At 69.4% G+C, this 17479-nt stretch carries 16 protein-coding genes and 1 riboswitch; of the genes, 9 read left to right on the top strand and 7 right to left on the bottom strand.

Annotated features, from left to right (window positions below; genetic code table 11):
- Positions 1-8: 8 nt before the first annotated feature.
- The 4 genes from ACFW3F_RS11490 to ACFW3F_RS11475 all read right to left on the bottom strand — a co-directional run bounded on the left by ACFW3F_RS11490 (position 9) and on the right by ACFW3F_RS11475 (position 3284).
- Complete coding sequence (locus ACFW3F_RS11490) at positions 9-323, bottom strand: DMT family transporter (RefSeq protein WP_388057333.1); 315 nt, start codon at positions 321-323, stop codon at positions 9-11.
- A gap of 9 nt (positions 324-332) precedes the next feature.
- Positions 333-399: riboswitch (guanidine-III (ykkC-III) riboswitch) on the bottom strand.
- Positions 400-464: 65 nt separating this feature from the next.
- On the bottom strand, positions 465-1442 hold the full coding sequence (locus tag ACFW3F_RS11485; RefSeq protein ID WP_388057331.1) for a carbohydrate kinase family protein: 978 nt from the start codon (positions 1440-1442) through the stop codon (positions 465-467).
- A gap of 169 nt (positions 1443-1611) precedes the next feature.
- Positions 1612-1971 carry a HesB/IscA family protein gene (locus ACFW3F_RS11480; RefSeq protein ID WP_388057329.1) on the bottom strand — a complete coding sequence of 120 codons (360 nt, stop codon included), beginning with the start codon at positions 1969-1971 and terminating at the stop codon, positions 1612-1614.
- 218 nt (positions 1972-2189) lie between these two features.
- Positions 2190-3284 (bottom strand): glycerate kinase, encoded by a 1095-nt coding sequence (locus ACFW3F_RS11475; RefSeq protein ID WP_388057328.1) that lies wholly within the window; start codon positions 3282-3284, stop codon positions 2190-2192.
- Between the two features lie 239 nt (positions 3285-3523).
- Here ACFW3F_RS11475 and ACFW3F_RS11470 point away from each other — a divergent pair, with 239 nt between their 5' ends.
- The 3 genes from ACFW3F_RS11470 to ACFW3F_RS11460 are packed head-to-tail and all read left to right on the top strand — an operon-like array spanning position 3524 to position 6885.
- Entirely contained in the window at positions 3524-4213 is a 690-nt protein-coding gene (locus ACFW3F_RS11470; RefSeq protein ID WP_388057326.1) for a DUF3043 domain-containing protein, read from the top strand.
- Between the two features lie 3 nt (positions 4214-4216).
- Positions 4217-6070: a nicotinate-nucleotide--dimethylbenzimidazole phosphoribosyltransferase gene (cobT, locus tag ACFW3F_RS11465; protein WP_388057324.1), complete on the top strand. Its 1854-nt coding sequence runs from the start codon at positions 4217-4219 to the stop codon at positions 6068-6070.
- 17 nt (positions 6071-6087) lie between these two features.
- On the top strand, positions 6088-6885 hold the full coding sequence (locus ACFW3F_RS11460) for an adenosylcobinamide-GDP ribazoletransferase (RefSeq protein WP_388057322.1): 798 nt from the start codon (positions 6088-6090) through the stop codon (positions 6883-6885).
- Between the two features lie 15 nt (positions 6886-6900).
- On the opposite strand, the gene ACFW3F_RS11455 is transcribed toward ACFW3F_RS11460, so the two are convergent.
- Both ACFW3F_RS11455 and gcvT read right to left on the bottom strand, forming a co-directional pair.
- Positions 6901-8007 carry a branched-chain amino acid aminotransferase gene (locus ACFW3F_RS11455; RefSeq protein ID WP_388057320.1) on the bottom strand — a complete coding sequence of 369 codons (1107 nt, stop codon included), beginning with the start codon at positions 8005-8007 and terminating at the stop codon, positions 6901-6903.
- Positions 8008-8098: 91 nt separating this feature from the next.
- On the bottom strand, positions 8099-9217 hold the full coding sequence (gcvT, locus tag ACFW3F_RS11450) for a glycine cleavage system aminomethyltransferase GcvT (RefSeq protein ID WP_388057318.1): 1119 nt from the start codon (positions 9215-9217) through the stop codon (positions 8099-8101).
- Positions 9218-9336: 119 nt separating this feature from the next.
- Here gcvT and ACFW3F_RS11445 point away from each other — a divergent pair, with 119 nt between their 5' ends.
- The 6 genes from ACFW3F_RS11445 (at position 9337) to ACFW3F_RS11420 (ending at position 16480) form a co-directional block, all read left to right on the top strand.
- A complete protein-coding gene (locus ACFW3F_RS11445; protein WP_388057316.1) occupies positions 9337-10881 on the top strand; it encodes a leucyl aminopeptidase in 1545 nt (514 codons plus the stop codon).
- Positions 10882-11122: 241 nt separating this feature from the next.
- Positions 11123-12919 (top strand): 2-oxoglutarate dehydrogenase, E2 component, dihydrolipoamide succinyltransferase, encoded by a 1797-nt coding sequence (gene sucB / locus ACFW3F_RS11440; RefSeq protein ID WP_388057314.1) that lies wholly within the window; start codon positions 11123-11125, stop codon positions 12917-12919.
- Positions 12920-12956: 37 nt separating this feature from the next.
- Positions 12957-13856, top strand: a complete 900-nt coding sequence (locus tag ACFW3F_RS11435) for a TIGR01777 family oxidoreductase (protein ID WP_388057312.1) — start codon at positions 12957-12959, stop codon at positions 13854-13856.
- Positions 13849-14574, top strand: a complete 726-nt coding sequence (lipB, locus tag ACFW3F_RS11430) for a lipoyl(octanoyl) transferase LipB (protein WP_388057310.1) — start codon at positions 13849-13851, stop codon at positions 14572-14574. The genes ACFW3F_RS11435 and lipB overlap by 8 nt, the downstream gene beginning before the upstream one ends.
- Complete coding sequence (gene lipA / locus ACFW3F_RS11425; protein ID WP_388057309.1) at positions 14571-15659, top strand: lipoyl synthase; 1089 nt, start codon at positions 14571-14573, stop codon at positions 15657-15659. The genes lipB and lipA overlap by 4 nt, the downstream gene beginning before the upstream one ends.
- Positions 15660-15739: 80 nt before the next feature.
- Positions 15740-16480 (top strand): DUF4191 domain-containing protein, encoded by a 741-nt coding sequence (locus tag ACFW3F_RS11420; protein ID WP_388057307.1) that lies wholly within the window; start codon positions 15740-15742, stop codon positions 16478-16480.
- Positions 16481-16676: 196 nt separating this feature from the next.
- Here ACFW3F_RS11420 and ACFW3F_RS11415 read toward each other — a convergent pair whose 3' ends face one another.
- Positions 16677-17180 carry an RDD family protein gene (locus ACFW3F_RS11415; RefSeq protein ID WP_388057305.1) on the bottom strand — a complete coding sequence of 168 codons (504 nt, stop codon included), beginning with the start codon at positions 17178-17180 and terminating at the stop codon, positions 16677-16679.
- Positions 17181-17479: the final 299 nt, after the last annotated feature.

Genomic DNA, 17479 nt, shown 5'->3' with positions numbered 1-17479 from the left:
TGGGCGGCTCAGTGGGCGAGCTTGAGACCGATGACCCCGCCCACGATCATCAGCAGGAAGAACACCTTGAGTACCGAGACCGCCTGTTCACCGGTGGCCATCGCGTAGACGACGGTCAGCACCGCGCCGATGCCGACCCACACCGCGTACGCGGTCCCGACCGGCAGGTCGCGCATCGCGTAGGCCAGTCCGGCCATGCTCGCCGCGAGTGCCACGATAAAGACCACCGACGGGCCGAGTCGGCTGAAACCCTCCGACTTGCCCAGCGCGGTCGCCCATACGGCTTCCAGCACACCGGACACCACCAGGATCAGCCACGACATGACGCCTCCTCCGGGCCGTCTTGTCGCACACCGGGTACAGCACCCCTCGTCCGGGAGCCCTCGATCGGGACTCCGTTCCAACGTCTCACGCCCGGGCGCGGGTGGCAACGTCAGACGCGTCACCACCCGGGACCGGCCGGCTCAGCCGGCGAACGCCGCCTTGATCTCCGCGGCGGCCTCGGTGCCGTAGGCGCCTTCGATCCGGGCCAGGGCCGAGTCCGACTCCCACGACCAATCCTGCGTGGAGACGGTCTCGAGCACGAGGACCGCGACCATCGAGCCGACCTGCGCGGCACGTTCGAAGCCGAGCCCCTTGGACAGCGCGGACAGGAACCCGGCACGGAAACCGTCGCCGACACCCGTCGGGTCGACCTTCGCCGTCTCCGGCACGACGGGCACGTGAATGCGGGTGCCGTCGCGGTCGACGATCTCGACGCCGTCCTTGCCGAGGGTCGTGACGCGGACGCCGACCATCTCGGCGACCTGCGCCTCGGACAGCCCGGCCTTCTGCCGCAGGAGTCCCCACTCGTACTCGTTGGTGAACAGGTAGGCGGCGCCGTCGATGAGCGTGCGGGTCTGCTCGCCGTCGAGGCGAGCGAGCTGCTGCGACGGGTCGGCGGCGAACGGGATGCCGGCAGTCCGGCACTCCTCGGTGTGACGGAGCATGCCGGCCGGGTCGTCGGCACCGATGAGGACGAGATCCGGCGCACCGACCTCGGCGATGACCTCGGTCAGGGCGATGTCCCGACTCTCGCTCATCGCACCCGCGTAGAACGTGGCCAGCTGGGCCATCGTCTCGTCGGTCGTGCACATGAAGCGAGCGGTGTGGTGGGATTCCGACACCCGGACACCGCGGCAGTCGACACCGTTGGACTCGAGCCACTGGCGATAGTCGTGGAAGTCGGACCCGACGGCGCCGACCAGGACCGGGGCGCCGCCGAGCTGCCCCATCGCGTAGCAGATGTTCCCGCCGACACCGCCGCGCCGGACGACGAGGTCCTCCACCAGAAAGCTGAGGGAGATGTGTTCGAGGTGGTCACCGAGCAGCTGCTCGGAGAACTTGCCCGCGAACTTCATCAGATGATCGGTTGCGATGGACCCGCACACAACGATTGCCACTGGAGATCTCAGCCCTTCATGTGGTTGCCCGCCAGGCGATGCCGGCAGGTGGTGACCCTATAGGGAATGACACAGACAGGTGTCCACGCTACTCACACCCTCAGCACACGACACCGGCCGCACCCCCGAGGGATGCGGCCGGCGTGGAAAGCCTCTGACGAGCGTCGCGTCAGTTGAACGAGTCGCCGCAGGCACAGCTGCCGGTGGCGTTCGGGTTGTCGATGGTGAAGCCCTGCTTCTCGATGGTGTCGACGAAGTCGATGGTGGCTCCCTGGACGTAGGGAGAACTCATCCGGTCGACGGCGAGCTTGACGCCGCCGAAGTCGGTGGTGATGTCCCCGTCGAGGGTGCGATCGTCGAAGAAGAGCTGGTATCGCAGGCCCGCGCAACCACCCGGCTGTACGGCGATACGAAGCGCGAGGTCGTCGCGGCCCTCCTGATCGAGCAGCGCCTTCGCCTTGGACGCGGCAGCGTCGCTGAGGATGACGCCGGTGCTCGTGGCTGTGCCCGTTTCGTTCTGCACGGTCATGGATGCTCCTGTAGGTGGTGTGGTCCCGATGCGATGTGGCCCGATGCCGTCGTGGGTGGCGGCCCCGCACGGTCGTTCGGGATTCACCCCGCTCGCCGGGAGGTCGACCGGTTGTGCCCGTGCGTATAACCGTACTCCTCCCCGTGGTATTCCCGTCCAGTCGGACGGGCGTTTCCGCGGGGTTCCGCGCCCGGTCTCGCCCGCCGGTCCGGTCAGGGTCAGCCCGGCGCGACCGCCGACCCGAGGTCCGACGCGACCGACTCCGTGAGCGCCGCCAGCTGGTTCTCCGCATCGTTCATCGCGACCTCGACCGAACCGGCGACCTCCACGATCGCATGTGCCGCCGCGACGCCGGCCGCGGCGATCTCGTCCGCGCTCAGCGCGACCTGTCCCGCGAGGACGATCGTCGCGGCACCGGCGCCCCGGGCGCCGAGTGACGACGCGGCGGAGTGCAGCGCGGAGACGACCTTGCCCCGCAGGGTCTGCGCGTCGAACTTTCCCTCACCGGTGACGACGACGTCCGCGGCGGCGACCTCGGCGGCCAGGCCGGTCGCCTCCGCGACGACAGTGGCACCGGACACCCGCGTACCGCCGAGCGCGAGGAGCGCCGCACCCAGGCCACCCGCGGCACCGGCACCCGGCTCGTCGACGATGTCCCGACCGGCGAGGTCGGCCAGGACCCGCGACCAGTCGCCGAGACGCTTCTCGAGCAGTTCGACGGTCGCGGGGTCGGCCCCCTTCTGCGGACCGAACACCGTCGCGGCGCCCTGCGGGCCGAGGAGCGGGTTCTCCACATCGGACGCCACGATCAGCTCAACGCCGCGTAGTCGTTCGCGGGCCCGCGCGGCTCCACCGAGAGCGTCCATCAGCCCCGCACCGCCGTCGGTCGTGGCACTGCCTCCGAGGCCGACGACGATCCGACCCGCCCCGCGCGCCAACGCCGCGACGACGAGTTCCCCGACACCTCGGGTATCGGCCCCCAACGCCGTTCGCGGCGTCGGCGAGCCGCCCAGCTGGTGCAGTCCGCACGCCTGCGCGCATTCGATGTAGGCGACCGAGACCTCGGTCGACCGATCGTCGAACAGCCACCTCGCGATGACTCCCGCGCCGAGGGGGCCGGAGACCGACTCGGCGAGCTCGGTCCCGAATCGAGACGCGAGAACGTCGACGAAACCCGGCCCGCCGTCGGACTGCGGGGCCACGACGAGCTCGTCAGTCGGCCGCGTAGCGCGCCACCCCCGGGCGATCGCACGCGCGGCGACCACCGCGGACATCGTGTCGCCGAACGAGTCCGGGGCGATCAGGATGCGCATCGAGACCCTGCCGCAGACTCTGTGCGTGCCGCACCGCGCGTCGTATCGTTCCCGGTCATGAGCACGGAGTATAGGTAGCCGGCCCCACCCCGGCAGCGCGACTTCGGCGCCCGCGGGACCCACCGGGATGACGCCGGGACCGTCGCGGCCCCCTCCTCGGCGCGCCGGCGAGCGGTGACCACCCGATAGCAACGACCACGCGTTTGTCTCGCGACACCGATCACCTAGGCTCTACAGGCGTGAAGCTGCCATGGAAGAAGGACGACACCCAGGCGGATTCCGGCGACAGCTCGGTCTCCACCTACACCGCCGACGACGAGTCCGGCACCGACGTCGCGCCCTCGGCCAAGGGCAGCAAGTACACCCCGGGCAAGGGACGGCCCACGCCGTCCCGCCGGCAGGCCGAGAACAGGCGGCGCGGACCCGTCGCACCGCCGCCGACGAATCGTTCCGAGGCACGCGCCCGCAAGAAGGAACTCAAGTCCACGCTCTCCAAAGAGGAGAAGCGCCAACTCTCCACCGAGCGTCGCGAGAAGCGGCTCAAGCAGCGGGAACGGATGATGGCGGGCGACGAGGCCTACCTGATGCCGCGCGACAAGGGCTCCTCGCGGCGCTACACCCGCGACATCGTCGACGCCCGGCGCAATTTCGCCGGGTTGTTCATGCCGTTCGCCATCCTGTTGATCGTGCTCATGTTCCTGGTCCCGCAGGCCGCGGCGTTGACGAACCTGATCCTGGTCGCCTTCGTCGTGCTCATGGCGATCGACGGTGTGATCCTGGGACGCATGGTCAACAGGCGCGTCGCCGAACGCTTCCCCGAGTCCAGCGACGGAGGCTTCAAGCTGGGTTGGTATGCGTTCACCCGCGCGATGCAGCTGCGCAAGATGCGCGCTCCGAAACCGATGGTCTCGCCGGGCGACGAAGTCTGATAGATGACCGATCGCGCAGTGCGCACCCTCGTCCTGGGAGGCGTGCGCTCGGGTAAGTCCGCGCACGGCGAGTCGCTGCTCGGCGGCCACCAGCAGATCCGCTACCTGGCCACCGGACCGCTCACGTCGTCCGACGGGGAGTGGATGGACCGCGTCCGGGTACATCGCGAACGCCGCGACGACCGGTACACGACGATCGAGACCACCGATCTTGGGCACGCACTCCGCGCCGCACCCGACATCCCGGCCCTCGTCGACGATCTCGGCAACTGGCTCACCGCGCAGATCGACGCCGTCCACGGCTGGACCTCGGGTTCGGAAATCGACCTCGACGGCCCGATCGACGACCTCTGCGACGCACTGCGCGCGATGTCGGCCGATGTGGTGCTGATCAGCCCGGAAGCCGGGCTCTCGCTCGTGCCGCCCACCCCGGCCGGCCGGGTGTTCCAGGACCTGCTCGGAACCCTCAACGGCCGGATCGCCGCGGTGTGCGAGCGGGTCGATCTCGTCGTCGCAGGCCGGGTTCTCCACCTCCCGGCCGAGCCGGCGGCGACGACCTCGCACCCGGCGGATGTCGTCGGGGCGCCGGCCGAGGCTGCCCCGCACCAGGGCACCGCCGACAGTGCCGACGCGATGTCGGACGCGGCGACGACTGCGCCCGACCGCGGCGAATCCACCCCGACCATCGCGTCCATGAACGCGACCACTGTCAGCGCAGCACCGGAACCCGTTGCCGGCGTGGGCGTTTCCGAGCGACCCCGGCCCGACCCGACGGATGCCGAGGTGTTCGCGCCGATCACGCCGCCGGACGAGGCGGTCGCTCAGGACGCGCGCAACCGCCAGGCGAGCCTCACGAAGCCACCGGGATCGCTCGGCCGCGTCGAGGAGATCGGCGTCTGGATCGCCGCATGCCAGGGTCAGTGCCCGCCCGCGCCCCTCACTTCCCCCACCGTCGTCGTCTTCGCCGGCGACCACGGCGTCGCCCGCGGCGGGGTGTCGGCGTTCCCGCCCGAGGTGACCGCCCAGATGGTCGCCAACATCTCCGCGGGCGGTGCCGCGGTGAACGTGATGGCCGGGCGCGTCGGCGCAACGGTGAAGGTCGTCGACATGTCCGTGGACGCCGACACCTCACCGGAACTGTCGCGGTACAAGGTCCGGCGCAGCAGCGAGGACCTCCGCACCACCGACGCCATCACTCTCGCCGAAGCCCGCCAGGCCCTGGCCGCCGGCCGCGCCATCGCCGACGATCTCGTCGACTCGGGCACCGATCTGCTGATCGCGGGCGAGATGGGCATCGGCAACACCACCCCGGCGACCGTCCTCGTGGGCGCGCTGACCCGTCGCGAGCCGGTCGAGATCGTCGGCCGCGGCACCGGCGTCGACGACGCCGGGTGGATGCGCAAGACCGCCGCCATCCGCGACGGTATGCGCCGTGCGCGCAAGGTGATCCACGACCCGCTCGCGCTGCTCGCCGCCGTCGGCGGGGCCGATCTGGCCGCCACCGTCGGCTTCCTCGCCCAGGCGGCCCTGCGCCGCACACCGGTCATCCTCGACGGCGTGGTGATCACCGCCGCGGCGATGGTCGCCAACGAACTCGCGCCGGGGGCGATGCGCTGGTGGATCGCCGGACACCGGTCGGTCGAACCCGCACATCAGATCGCACTCGACCATCTCGACCTCGTTCCGGTGCTCGACCTCTCGATGCGACTCGGCGAGGGCAGCGGCGCCGTCCTGGCGTTGCCGATCGTGCAGTCGGCCGCCGACCTGCTCGTCTCGATGGCCACCTTCGACGAGGCCGGGGTGACCGACAACGGCGCCCCAGATGCAGACACCACCGACGACACCGAGACAGCCTGACGCCGAACGGATCCGCCATGATTCCGCCGACCCGGACGCTCCGGACCGCGTTCAGTTGGCTCACGATCGCGCCCGTCGGGGGTCACGACACGTCGGCCGCCCCCGATCGGTCGCTGGGGGCCGCGGTGATGGCGGCGGTCCCGGTGGTGGGCGCGGTACTGGGTGCCGCGTCGGCGATCGTGGCCTTCGGCCTCGCGCACACCGGGCTCCCCATGCTGATGATCGGGGTGCTCGTCGTCGTCCTGATCGCCGCCGCCACCCGTGGCATGCATCTCGACGGGCTCGCCGACACCGCCGACGGATTGGGATGCTACGGGCCGCCCGAGCGTGTCACCGAGGTCATGCGCAGCGGTACCGTGGGACCGTTCGGCGTGGCGACCTTGGTCCTCACGCTCGCCGTACAGGCGACCGGATTCGCTGCGCTCGCAGATGAATCACGGTGGTACGAAATAGCTTTCGCCATCGCACTCGGCCGGCTCGGCGCCGTCATCGGCACCCGCCGGTCACTGGAACCGGCCCATCCCAACGGCTTCGGCGCGCTGGTGGCGGGTACCCAGCGCACCTCCGTCGTCGTGTGGCTGCTCCTCGCACTCGCCGCGACCGTGCCACTCGGACTGTCGCCCAACGGATTCGACGGCGGCCACCTCGAGGCGGCCACCGTCGTCCGGGGCGTCATGGTCGTGCTGTGCGTCGCGGCATTCGCCTGGTGGTTCACCCGGCACTGCGCGCGGCGGATGGGCGGGATGAGCGGCGACGTGCTGGGCGCGACGATCGAACTCGGGGTCGCGCTCGGCGTCGTCGGCCTGCTGCTCTGACCGCCGCGCCGTTGCTCAGCGGCGGTAGAGCTCCGTCATCCACCCGTGGGTGTCGGCGAACGTCCCGCGCTGGATGCCGGTGAGGGTGTCCCGCAACGCCTGGGTCACCTCACCGGTTTCGCCGTTGTTGATGGTGTAGTCCTCGCCCTCACCCTTGACCCGACCGACCGGGGTGATGACCGCAGCAGTGCCGCAGGCGAACACCTCGGTGATGTCGCCCGACGCCACACCCTTGCGCAGCTCTTCGGTGGTGATCTTGCGCTCTTCGACCTCGAAGCCGGCATCGGTGGCCAGTGTGAGTAGCGACGAACGCGTGATGCCGGGCAGCAGCGATCCCGACAGCTCCGGGGTAACCAAGCGGGCGTCGGCGCCTGAGCCGAACACGAAGAACAGATTCATGCCGCCCATCTCCTCGATGAAGCGGCGCTCGATCGCATCGAGCCACACGACCTGGTCGCACCCCTGCTCGGTGGCCTGTCGCTGCGCGAGGAACGCGGCGGCGTAGTTGCCACCGCACTTGGCGAACCCGGTCCCCCCCGGCGCCGCTCGCACGTACTCGGTGGAGAGCCAGACACTCACCGGCTTGATGCCGCCGGCGAAGTAGGCGCCTGCGGGCGACGCGATGACCGAATAGATGTACTGGGTGGACGGCGCATTCACGCCCAGGCTCGCCTGCGAGGCGAACATGAACGGGCGCAGATACAGCGAATCCTCGCCACCGGCGGCGGGCACCCATTCGTTGTCCGCGTCCAGCAGTGCCTTGAGCGAGGCGATGAAGTCCTCGACCGGCAGCGCCGGCATCGCGAGTCGCTCGGCGCTGCGCTGCAACCGCGCCGCGTTGGCCTCGGGCCGGAACGCGGCGATCGAACCGTCCGGCTGCCGGTAGGCCTTCAACCCCTCGAACACCTCTTGGCCGTAGTGCAGAACCGTCGCCGCCGGGTCCAGCGCGATCGGACCGTACGGCTTCACCGTGGCGCTGTGCCAGCCCACCTCGGCGTCATAGTCGATCATCACCATGTTGTCGGTGAAATGGCGCCCGAATCCCGGGGCGGACAGGATCTCCGCGCGCCGGCCCTCAGACACCGGGTGCGGGTGCTCGGTACGGTTGAACTCCAAGGTCATGGCGCCATCGTACCGTCGGCCACAAGAGCATTTCCGCGCCCGGTCGGGTCACCGCAGGACCCCGGTGGGGCGTCGTCGAAGTGCTCGCAGGTCACACGTGTGACGGCACGAACGGCGGGATCACGACCTCGCACGCCAGGTCGCGGCCACGGACGTCGACGACGACCTCGTCACCCTTCCGCACCCCCGACGCCGTGTCCAGCAACGCCAGTGCGATGCCCTGTTTCAGGGTGGGCGAGAACGTGCCCGACGTACAGGTCCCGATCTGGTCGGCACCCCCGGAGTCACCGGCGAGACGGACCGCGCACCCCGCCCGCGGGACCCCACGACCGGTCGCCCGCAAACCGTAGAGTCGACGCGACGGACCGGCCTCCTTCTCGGCCAGCAGGGCATCGCGACCGAAGAACGACGGCTTGTCCCAGCCGACCGCCCAGCTCGACCGCGCCTGCACCGGAGAGATGTCCGGGCCCAGCTCGTGCCCGTGCAGCGCATAGCCCATCTCGGTCCGCAGGGTGTCCCGCGCGCCCAGACCCGCGGGCAACCCGCCGGCTGCGGTGATCGCCTCCAGCAGGACGTCGAAGACGGCGCCCGCGTCGTCCCACCGCGGCACGATCTCGTAACCCCGTTCCCCGGTGTAGCCGGTCCGGCAGACCCGTACCCGGGCCGTTCCGCCCGGCGTCGCCAGCTCGGCGTCGGCAAAGGCCATGTACTCCATGTCGGCGGGCAACCCGAGTCCGGTCAGGATGTCCGCGGACTTCGGCCCTTGCACCGCCAGGACAGCCAGGTCGCGGTGCCGGTCGGTGATCGAGATTCCCTCCGGCGCAACCGCTTGCAACTGGGCGACGACGGCCGCGGTGTTCGCCGCATTGGGCACCAGGAACACCTCGTCGTCACCCACCAGGTACGCGATCAGATCGTCGACGACTCCGCCGGAGTCGTTGCAGCACAACGTGTACTGCGCCTTACCCGGGACGATCTTGCCGAGGTCGTTGGTGAGCGTCGAGTTGACGAATGCCGCCGCACCCGCGCCCGACACCAGCGCCTTGCCGAGATGACTGACGTCGAAGATGCCCACGGCCTCCCGCACCGCGGCGTGCTCGGCGACCGTGCCCGAGTACGACACCGGCATGTTCCAGCCACCGAACTCGGCGAATGTCGCGCCCAGGGCGGCATGGCGGTCGGCGATCGGCCCGGCGAGGAGTTCACTCATGGCGCCCACGCTATCGGGCGGCCCGTGCCCCCGGGCGCCGACCGTGCGAGACGGCACCACTGGCGGATGGGGGTTCGTGGCACCCCCGGCCGCGGCGCCGCTGTGGCAGAGTTGACCGGGTGAGCAAGAACGACACCGTCGACCGCGCACGCGGCCCCGAACTCGAACTGTCCACCTCGATCGGCAAGGACGATTCCGTCCTTGTCATCGGCCTGATCAGCGCGTCGTCGCCCGACGACGAGGGCGCCGGCCCCGCTGCCGAACCGACGCTCGCCATCGGCGACGGCCTCCTCGACGACGCCCAGGCCGCCGCCATCAGCGCCGCACTGACCGCGCTCGGCGCCACCGGCTCGCACGGCGAGGTCACCCGGACCGCGGCCCCCGACACGCTGCCGGTCGGTGTCGTCGTCGCCGTCGGCCTCGGCGACGCCGACAACCTCGACGACGCCGATCAGGTTCGCCAGGCAGCGGGCATCGTGGCCCGCGAGCTCGATGGACACGAGTCGGTGGCCACCACGCTCTCCTCGACCGACCTGGTCGCCGCGGCCGAGGGACTGTTCCTCGGCGCCTACCGGTTCGACGAGTTCCGCTCGGACAAGTCGAAGCCGAAGAAGACTCCGCCGCAACGCATCACGCTGCTCGTCGAGTCGAAGTCCAAGGAGGCCAAGGCCGGCCTGGAACGCGCGATCGCGGTCGCCGACTCTGTCGCCATCGCACGCGACTTCGTCAACACCCCGCCGAGCCACCTCTATCCCGAGGAGTTCGCCGCCCGTGCGCGCACGCTCGGGAGCAAGGCCGGCCTCAAGGTCGAGATCCTCGACGACAAGCAGCTCGAGGCCCAGGGTTACGGCGGGATCATCGGCGTGGGCAAGGGCTCCTCCCGGCTCCCCCGCCTCGTCCGACTGACCCACGCCGCGAAGAAGTCGCCCACGAAGGTGGCACTCGTCGGCAAGGGCATCACCTTCGACACCGGCGGCATCTCGATCAAGCCTGCCGCCAACATGGACGCCATGACCTCCGACATGGGCGGTGCCGCCGCGGTCATCGCGACGACGATCCTGGCCGCACGCCTCGACATCGACGTCACGGTCACCGCGACCGTGCCGATGGCCGAGAACATGCCGTCGTCGACCGCCCAGCGCCCGGGTGATGTCCTGACGCAGTACGGCGGACGCACCGTGGAGGTCCTCAACACCGATGCCGAAGGTCGCCTGATCCTCGCCGACGCGATCGTGCGGGCCTGCGAGGACGATCCCGACTACCTCATCGACACCGCGACCCTGACCGGTGCGCAGATGGTGGCGCTCGGTACCCGGACCCCCGGCGTCATGGGCACCGACGAGTTCCGCGACCGCGTGGCGGCCCGGTCGGCCGATGTCGGCGAGAACGCCTGGGCCATGCCGCTGCCCGCGGAACTGCGCGCCGATCTGAAGTCGCGCGTGGCGGACCTGGCGAACGTCACCCCGCACCGCTGGGGCGGCATGCTGGCCGCCGGGATCTTCCTGAAGGAGTTCGTGCCCGAGGACGTGCAGTGGGCCCACATCGACATCGCCGGACCCGCCTTCAACACCGGCGGGCCGTGGGGATACACCACGAAGGGCGGTACGGGCGTACCCGTCCGGACCATCGCCGCGGTGCTCGAGGACATCGCCGCGAACGGCTGACCGAACGGCCGGCAGACAGTGACCGACACCCGCGACGGGCCCGATGAGAATCGTTACCGACGAGTACGAGCCGAACCGAGTCGGCGACGCACCGTGCGGGTAGGGTTGGCCGCGGGGATGAGCGGCTGATCCGCCACTCATCTGCGCGGTCTGAAGAACCGCCCCCGACCCCGTGCCCACGGCGCACACACCATTGGGCATCACCTACAGACCACCACGTCGAGTTCAGGAGTTCACAACGATGGCCTTCTCCGTCCAGATGCCCGCCCTTGGTGAAAGTGTCACCGAGGGGACAGTCACCCGGTGGCTGAAGGAGGAGGGCGACACCGTCGAGGCCGACGAGCCATTGCTCGAGGTGTCGACCGACAAGGTGGACACCGAGATCCCGGCCCCCACTTCGGGTGTGCTGACGAAGATCATCGCCCAGGAAGACGACGTCGTCGAGGTCGGCGGCGACCTCGCCCTGATCGGTGATGCCGACGAGGCCGGATCGGACGACTCCGGTTCCGACTCCGCCGGTGGCGACGAGCCCACCGACGCCGCTCCGGAGCCCGAGCCCGAGCAGGCGGCCGAGGAGCCCTCCGTCGACGAGGACGCTCCCGCCGAGAAGCCCACGGCCGACACCGGTTCCGGCTCCGCCGAGGGCACAGATGTCCTGATGCCCGAACTCGGTGAGTCGGTCACCGAGGGCACGGTCACCAACTGGCTGAAGTCCGTGGGCGACGAGGTGGCCGCCGACGAGCCGCTGCTCGAGGTCTCCACCGACAAGGTCGACACCGAGATCCCCTCTCCCGTCGCCGGCACCCTGCTGGAGATCCTCGCGCAGGAGGACGACGTCATCGAGGTCGGCGGCAAGCTCGCCGTCATCGGCGACGCCTCGGCCGCGCCGTCGAAGAAGGAGCCGGAGCCCGAGCCCGAGCAGAAGTCGGAACCGGAGCCCGAGCCCGAGCCCGAACAGAAAGCCGAGCCGGAGCCGGAGCCCGAGCAGGCGCCGGCCCCCGAAGAAGAGCAGAAGCCCGAACCCAAGGCCGCCGAGTCCAAGGCAGAGGTCGCCGAGAAGTCCGATCCGCCGACCGTCGAGTCGACTCCGTACGTGACCCCGCTGGTGCGCAAGCTGGCCGCGGAGAACAACATCGATCTCAATGCGATCAAGGGCACCGGTGTCGGTGGCCGGATCCGCAAGCAGGACGTCCTCGCCGCCGCCGAAGAGGCCAAGACTCCGGCGCCGGAGGCCAAGCCTGCCGCGAAGCCCGCGGCATCGTCGGCACCAGCCGCGTCGTCGGGCTCCCCGGAGATCCGGCCCGAGCTCGCCGAACTGCGCGGGACCACCCAGAAGATCAACCGCATCCGGCAGATCACCGCCAAGAAGACCCGCGAGTCGCTGCAGCAGAGCGCCCAGCTCACCCAGGTCTTCGAGGTCGACATGACCCGCATCGCCGGGCTCCGCAAGGCGGCAAAGGAGAGCTTCAAGGCGTCCGAAGGTGTCAACCTGACGTACCTCCCGTTCATCGCGAAGGCTGTCGTGGAGGCGCTGAAGGCGCATCCCAACGTGAACGCGTCGATCGACGAGGACAAGAAGGAGATCACCTACTACGACAAGGTGCATCTCGGTATTGCCGTCGACACCCCGCAGGGACTGCTGTCGCCGGTCATCCACAACGCCGACGATCTGTCGATCGCAGGTCTGGCACGCGCCATCGCGGACATCGCGGGACGGGCACGCTCCAACGGCCTCAAGCCCGACGAGCTCGCCGGCGGCACCTTCACCATCACCAACATCGGCAGCCAGGGTGCGCTGTTCGACACCCCGATCCTGGTTCCGCCGCAGGCGGCGATGCTCGGTACCGGAGCGATCGTCAAGCGCCCGGTCGTCATCACCGGCGAGGACGGCTCGGAATCGATCGCGGTGCGCTCGATGTCCTACCTACCGCTGACCTACGATCACCGTCTCATCGACGGCGCCGACGCCGGCCGCTTCCTCACCACGGTGAAGAAGCGTCTCGAAGAGGCCGCCTTCGCCGCGGACCTGGGCCTCTAGCCCAGATCTCCTTCAGACGGCACACCGAGGACACACGATGCGCATCGCCGTCGCAGGTTCACAGGGACTCATCGGCAACGCCCTGGTCAATTCGCTGCGCGCGGCGGGCCACACGGTCACACGTCTGGTCCGCCGCGAGGCACGCGCCGATGACGAGTTCAGCTGGGATCCCGAGACGATCGGTGTCCCGCACGAGAGTCTCGAGGGCGTCGAGGCGGTGGTGTCGCTGGGTGGCGTGGGAGTCGGCAACGGCCGGTGGACCGGCCGGTTCAAGCAAGAACTGCGAGACTCCCGGATCACGCCGACCGAGGTACTCGCCGAGGCCGTGCGCGACCTCGGCATCCGCACATTCCTGAGTGCGAGTGCGTCCGGCTACTACGGCGACACCGGCAGCCGTCCCGCCGTCGAGACCGACGGTCCCGGAGAGGGTTTCCTCGCGAACCTGGTCGTCGACTGGGAGACCGCCGCCCGTACCAACGTCGGTGCCGACACCCGCCTGGTCCTCCTGCGGACCGCGCCGGTACTCAGCGCGCAGGGCGGCCTCCTCGGGAAGCTCCGTCCGTTGTTCAAGCTCGGCCTCGGCGGGCCGATCGGCGACGGGAAGCAGTACTTCTCGTGGATCAGCCTGATCGACGAGGTACGTGCCATCGAATTCCTCCTCGAATCCGATGTGTCGGGACCGGTGAACCTGAGCGCGCCGGGCGCCGTCCCGTTCGGCGAGTTCTCGTCAGCGCTCGGCCGCGCCGTGCATCGCCCGACGGTGCTCCAGGTCCCGGCATTCGCGGCGCGCCGGGTCGGCGGCGAGATGGCCGAGGAAATGATTCTGTTCAGTCAGCGCGTTGCACCTGAGGTGCTGACCGATCACGGATTCACCTTCACCCATCCCGGTGTCGACGAGGCCCTGGCCTACGCCACCGGAGCCAACCGTCATGACTGACCGACCCATCCGCGCGAGTACCGGGCCGGTCGAGGTCCGTCGACTCGGCGTCGTGGACTATCAGGCGGCCTACGAACTCCAGCACGGTCTCGCCGCCGACCGCGCGGACGGCGTCCTCGACCACGACGTCCTGCTGCTGCTGGAACACCCCGCGACCTACACCGCGGGCAGACGCACCGAGGACTCCGACCGGCCCACGAACGGTGCGCCGGTGGTGGATGTCGACCGCGGCGGACGCATCACCTGGCACGGCCCAGGACAACTCGTCGGCTATCCCATCGTCAAGCTCGCCGAGCCCCTCGATGTCGTCGAGTACGTACGCCGCCTCGAGGCTGCGCTCATCTCGGTCTGCGCCGGACTCGGCGTGACAACCGGGCGGGTCGACGGCCGGTCGGGGGTGTGGATCACCGACGACGCCGGGGAACGCAAACTCGGGCAGATCGGCATCCGAGTCGCGCGTGGGATCGCCCTGCACGGCTTCGCGCTCAACGTCGATCCCGACATGTCGGCGTTCGAGGCGATCGTCCCCTGCGGCATCGCCGACGCCGGGGTGACCTCCCTCGCCCGCGAACTCGCACGGCCGTTGTCGGTGGAGTCGCTTCTCGACACCACTGCCGACGCGGTGGTGTCCGCGCTCGACGGCCCGACTCTCGACCCGGTGCCCGCCACCACACAGTCCGTACCACCCACCTCTGCAAGCGTAGGATCGATTCAGTGACCGCGTCCCCCCTCACCCCCGGACCCGGTGCCCCCGACGCCACACCCTCGGCATCGGCACCCGCACCCTCAACCGCCGGCCCCGCACCCGAAGGCCGCAAACTGCTGCGCCTCGAGGTGCGCAATGCGCAGACCCCCATCGAACGCAAACCGGAGTGGATCCGGACCCGCGCCACGATGGGCCCCGAGTTCACCGAACTCAAGAGCCTGGTCAAGCGTGAAGGCCTGCACACCGTCTGCGAAGAAGCCGGCTGCCCCAACATCTACGAATGCTGGGAAGACCGCGAGGCGACCTTCCTCATCGGCGGCGAACAGTGCACCCGCCGCTGCGACTTCTGCCAGATCGACACCGGCAAGCCCGACCCGCTCGACCGCGACGAGCCCCGCCGCGTCGCCGAGAGCGTGCAGGCGATGGGTCTGCGCTACTCGACCATCACCGGCGTGGCCCGTGACGACCTGCCCGACGAGGGCGCCTGGCTCTACGCCGAGACCGTTCGCGCGATCCACCGCCTGAACCCCGGTACCGGGGTGGAGAACCTCATCCCGGACTTCCACGCCAAGCCCGATCTGCTGGCCGAGGTCTTCGACGCCCGGCCCGAGGTGCTCGCACACAACCTCGAGACGGTGCCGCGCATCTTCAAGCGCATCCGCCCTGCGTTCCGCTACGAGCGGTCCCTCGAAGTTCTCACCGCTGCACGCGATTTCGGCCTGGTGACGAAGTCGAACCTCATCCTCGGCATGGGCGAGACACCGCAGGAGGTGCAGTCGGCCATCGTCGATCTGCACGAGGCGGGATGCGACATCCTGACGATCACGCAATACCTGCGTCCCTCCCCGCGGCATCATCCGGTCGAGCGCTGGGTCAAGCCCGAGGAGTTCGTCGATCACTCCGAGTTCGCCGACGAGGTCGGTTTCGCCGGTGTGATGGCGGGTCCACTGGTGCGCTCGTCGTACCGGGCAGGCCGGCTGTACGCCCAGGCGATGGCACATCACGGCCGCGAGATCTCGCCGGCTCTGGCGCACCTGGCAGCCGAGGGTTCGGCCAGCCAGGAGGCCTCCAGCCTGATGGCACGCCTCGCCCGCTGACCCTCGTCGTCGCATCCGGTGACCTTTCCGGCGGTCACCCGATGCCCCGTTCCGCCAATCCACAGACGTAAACTGGCCTCATGGCAAAGGCGCAGGTGAGCAAAGAGGTCAAGGCCGAGAAGAAGAAGGCCCGTAAAGCGGCATCGAAAGAACGGCGCCAGCAGCTCTGGCAGGCCTTCCAGATGCAGCGCAAGGACGACAAACGACTCATCCCCTACATGGTGGGTGTGATCGTCCTGTCGATCGCCGTCTTCACCGCACTCGGGTTCGTGCTCGGCTCTCCGTGGCTGCTGATCCCGCTCGGCGTCGTACTGGGCATCCTGGGCGCGTTCATCCTGTTCGGTCGCCGGGTCCAGAAGAACGTGTACACCAAGGCCGAGGGACAGCCGGGGGCCGCCGGCTGGGCGCTGGGCAACATGCGCGGACAGTGGCGGGTGAAGCAGGCCGTCGCCGGCACCTCGCAGCTCGACGCCGTACATCGCGTGATCGGCAAGCCGGGCGTCATCCTGGTCGCCGAGGGTTCCCCGACCCGCATCAAGTCGTTGCTGGGCCAGGAGAAGAAGAAGGTGGCGCGCGTCGTCGGCGACACCCCGATCTACGAGATCATGGTCGGTAACGATGATGGCCAGGTTCCGCTGTCGAAGCTCGAGCGGCACCTCAACAAGCTGCCCAGCAACATCGACCGCAAGCGGATGGAAACCCTCGAGGGCCGGCTGTCCGCCCTCGGCAGCAAGGCTCCCGGGCCCGGGATGCCCAAGGGGCCGCTCCCTGCGAACGCCAAGATGCGCAGCATGCAGCGCACGGCACGCCGACGCGGCTGACGAATCCGCCCGATCCCGTCGACCGGGCGTCCGATCCCGTCGACTGGGCGTCCGATTTCGTCGACCGTGCACCGAATTGCGTCGACTGTGCGCCCAGGTGGGTTCGACGGGCCACGACCTACGACAAAACCCACCACCGATGGAGATTCGGTGGTGGGTTTTGTGATGGCTACCGTATGCGGCGGATCGGCCGCCGTCAGCGAGTCCGGACGAGTGCGGTACCGGTTGCGCGGTCGTGTAGAGCGCGCCCGTTGTAGTCGTTGATCAGCGCCGGGACCAGGAAGATCATGAGCAGCTGACGGAAGAAGGCCCGGACGATTCCGACCGCCGCCGGGCTCAGCTCGCCGGTCGACTCGGCGGTGTTGCGCTCGGGCCCGAAATCCACTCGTGCCACCCGCATCCCGATGACGAGCTGGCCCGGGGTGAACCCGAACAAGGTCACTGCGAAGATGCCCATCACGAACCACACGCCGAGCTGTGTGGTGGCGAGGTGAGGCGAGTAGAAACCGACGAACAGCAGTGCCAGTCCGGCGGCGATCAGCCAGTCGACGAGAAGGCCGGCGACCCGCGGCCAGCCGGTCGCCAGCGATCCGGGGCCGCTCTCCGGCAGGCCGAGATCTTGCCCCCGGTGCTCGTTGTCCACGCCGTCCGCGGGACCGATCTGCGGTCCCGACAACCAGGAACCAGTGGCTCGTCCCATCGGTGATGACTCCTCTCACGCGACCGCGCACCCCCTCGGCCCGCGTCGTCGCCGCACTGGCAACCATCGTAGTCGCTGGTTGTCGCGACCCGTCCCGCCCGGTTCGGGCCTGCCGCTAGGGTTGGGGTGCGCCGAGTGCGTCGCGCCCCGGACACGCTGTGTAGCGAACACCACTGCTCGTGTAACACGGGGGAAACACGGACTTAGCGCATGGGCAACCTCGCCTCCATACGGTTGCCGTTGAGATCCGCTGCTGTTTCTCAGTGGCGGATGTGGCGTGTCCCCATACACGGACCACC

Origin of the sequence: Gordonia sp. NPDC058843, assembly GCF_042743165.1 — a bacterium.
Taxonomy (GTDB): Bacteria; Actinomycetota; Actinomycetes; order Mycobacteriales; family Mycobacteriaceae; genus Gordonia.
The sequence above is the reverse complement of the archived record's forward strand: the minus strand, read 5'-3'. Positions and strand labels throughout refer to the sequence as shown.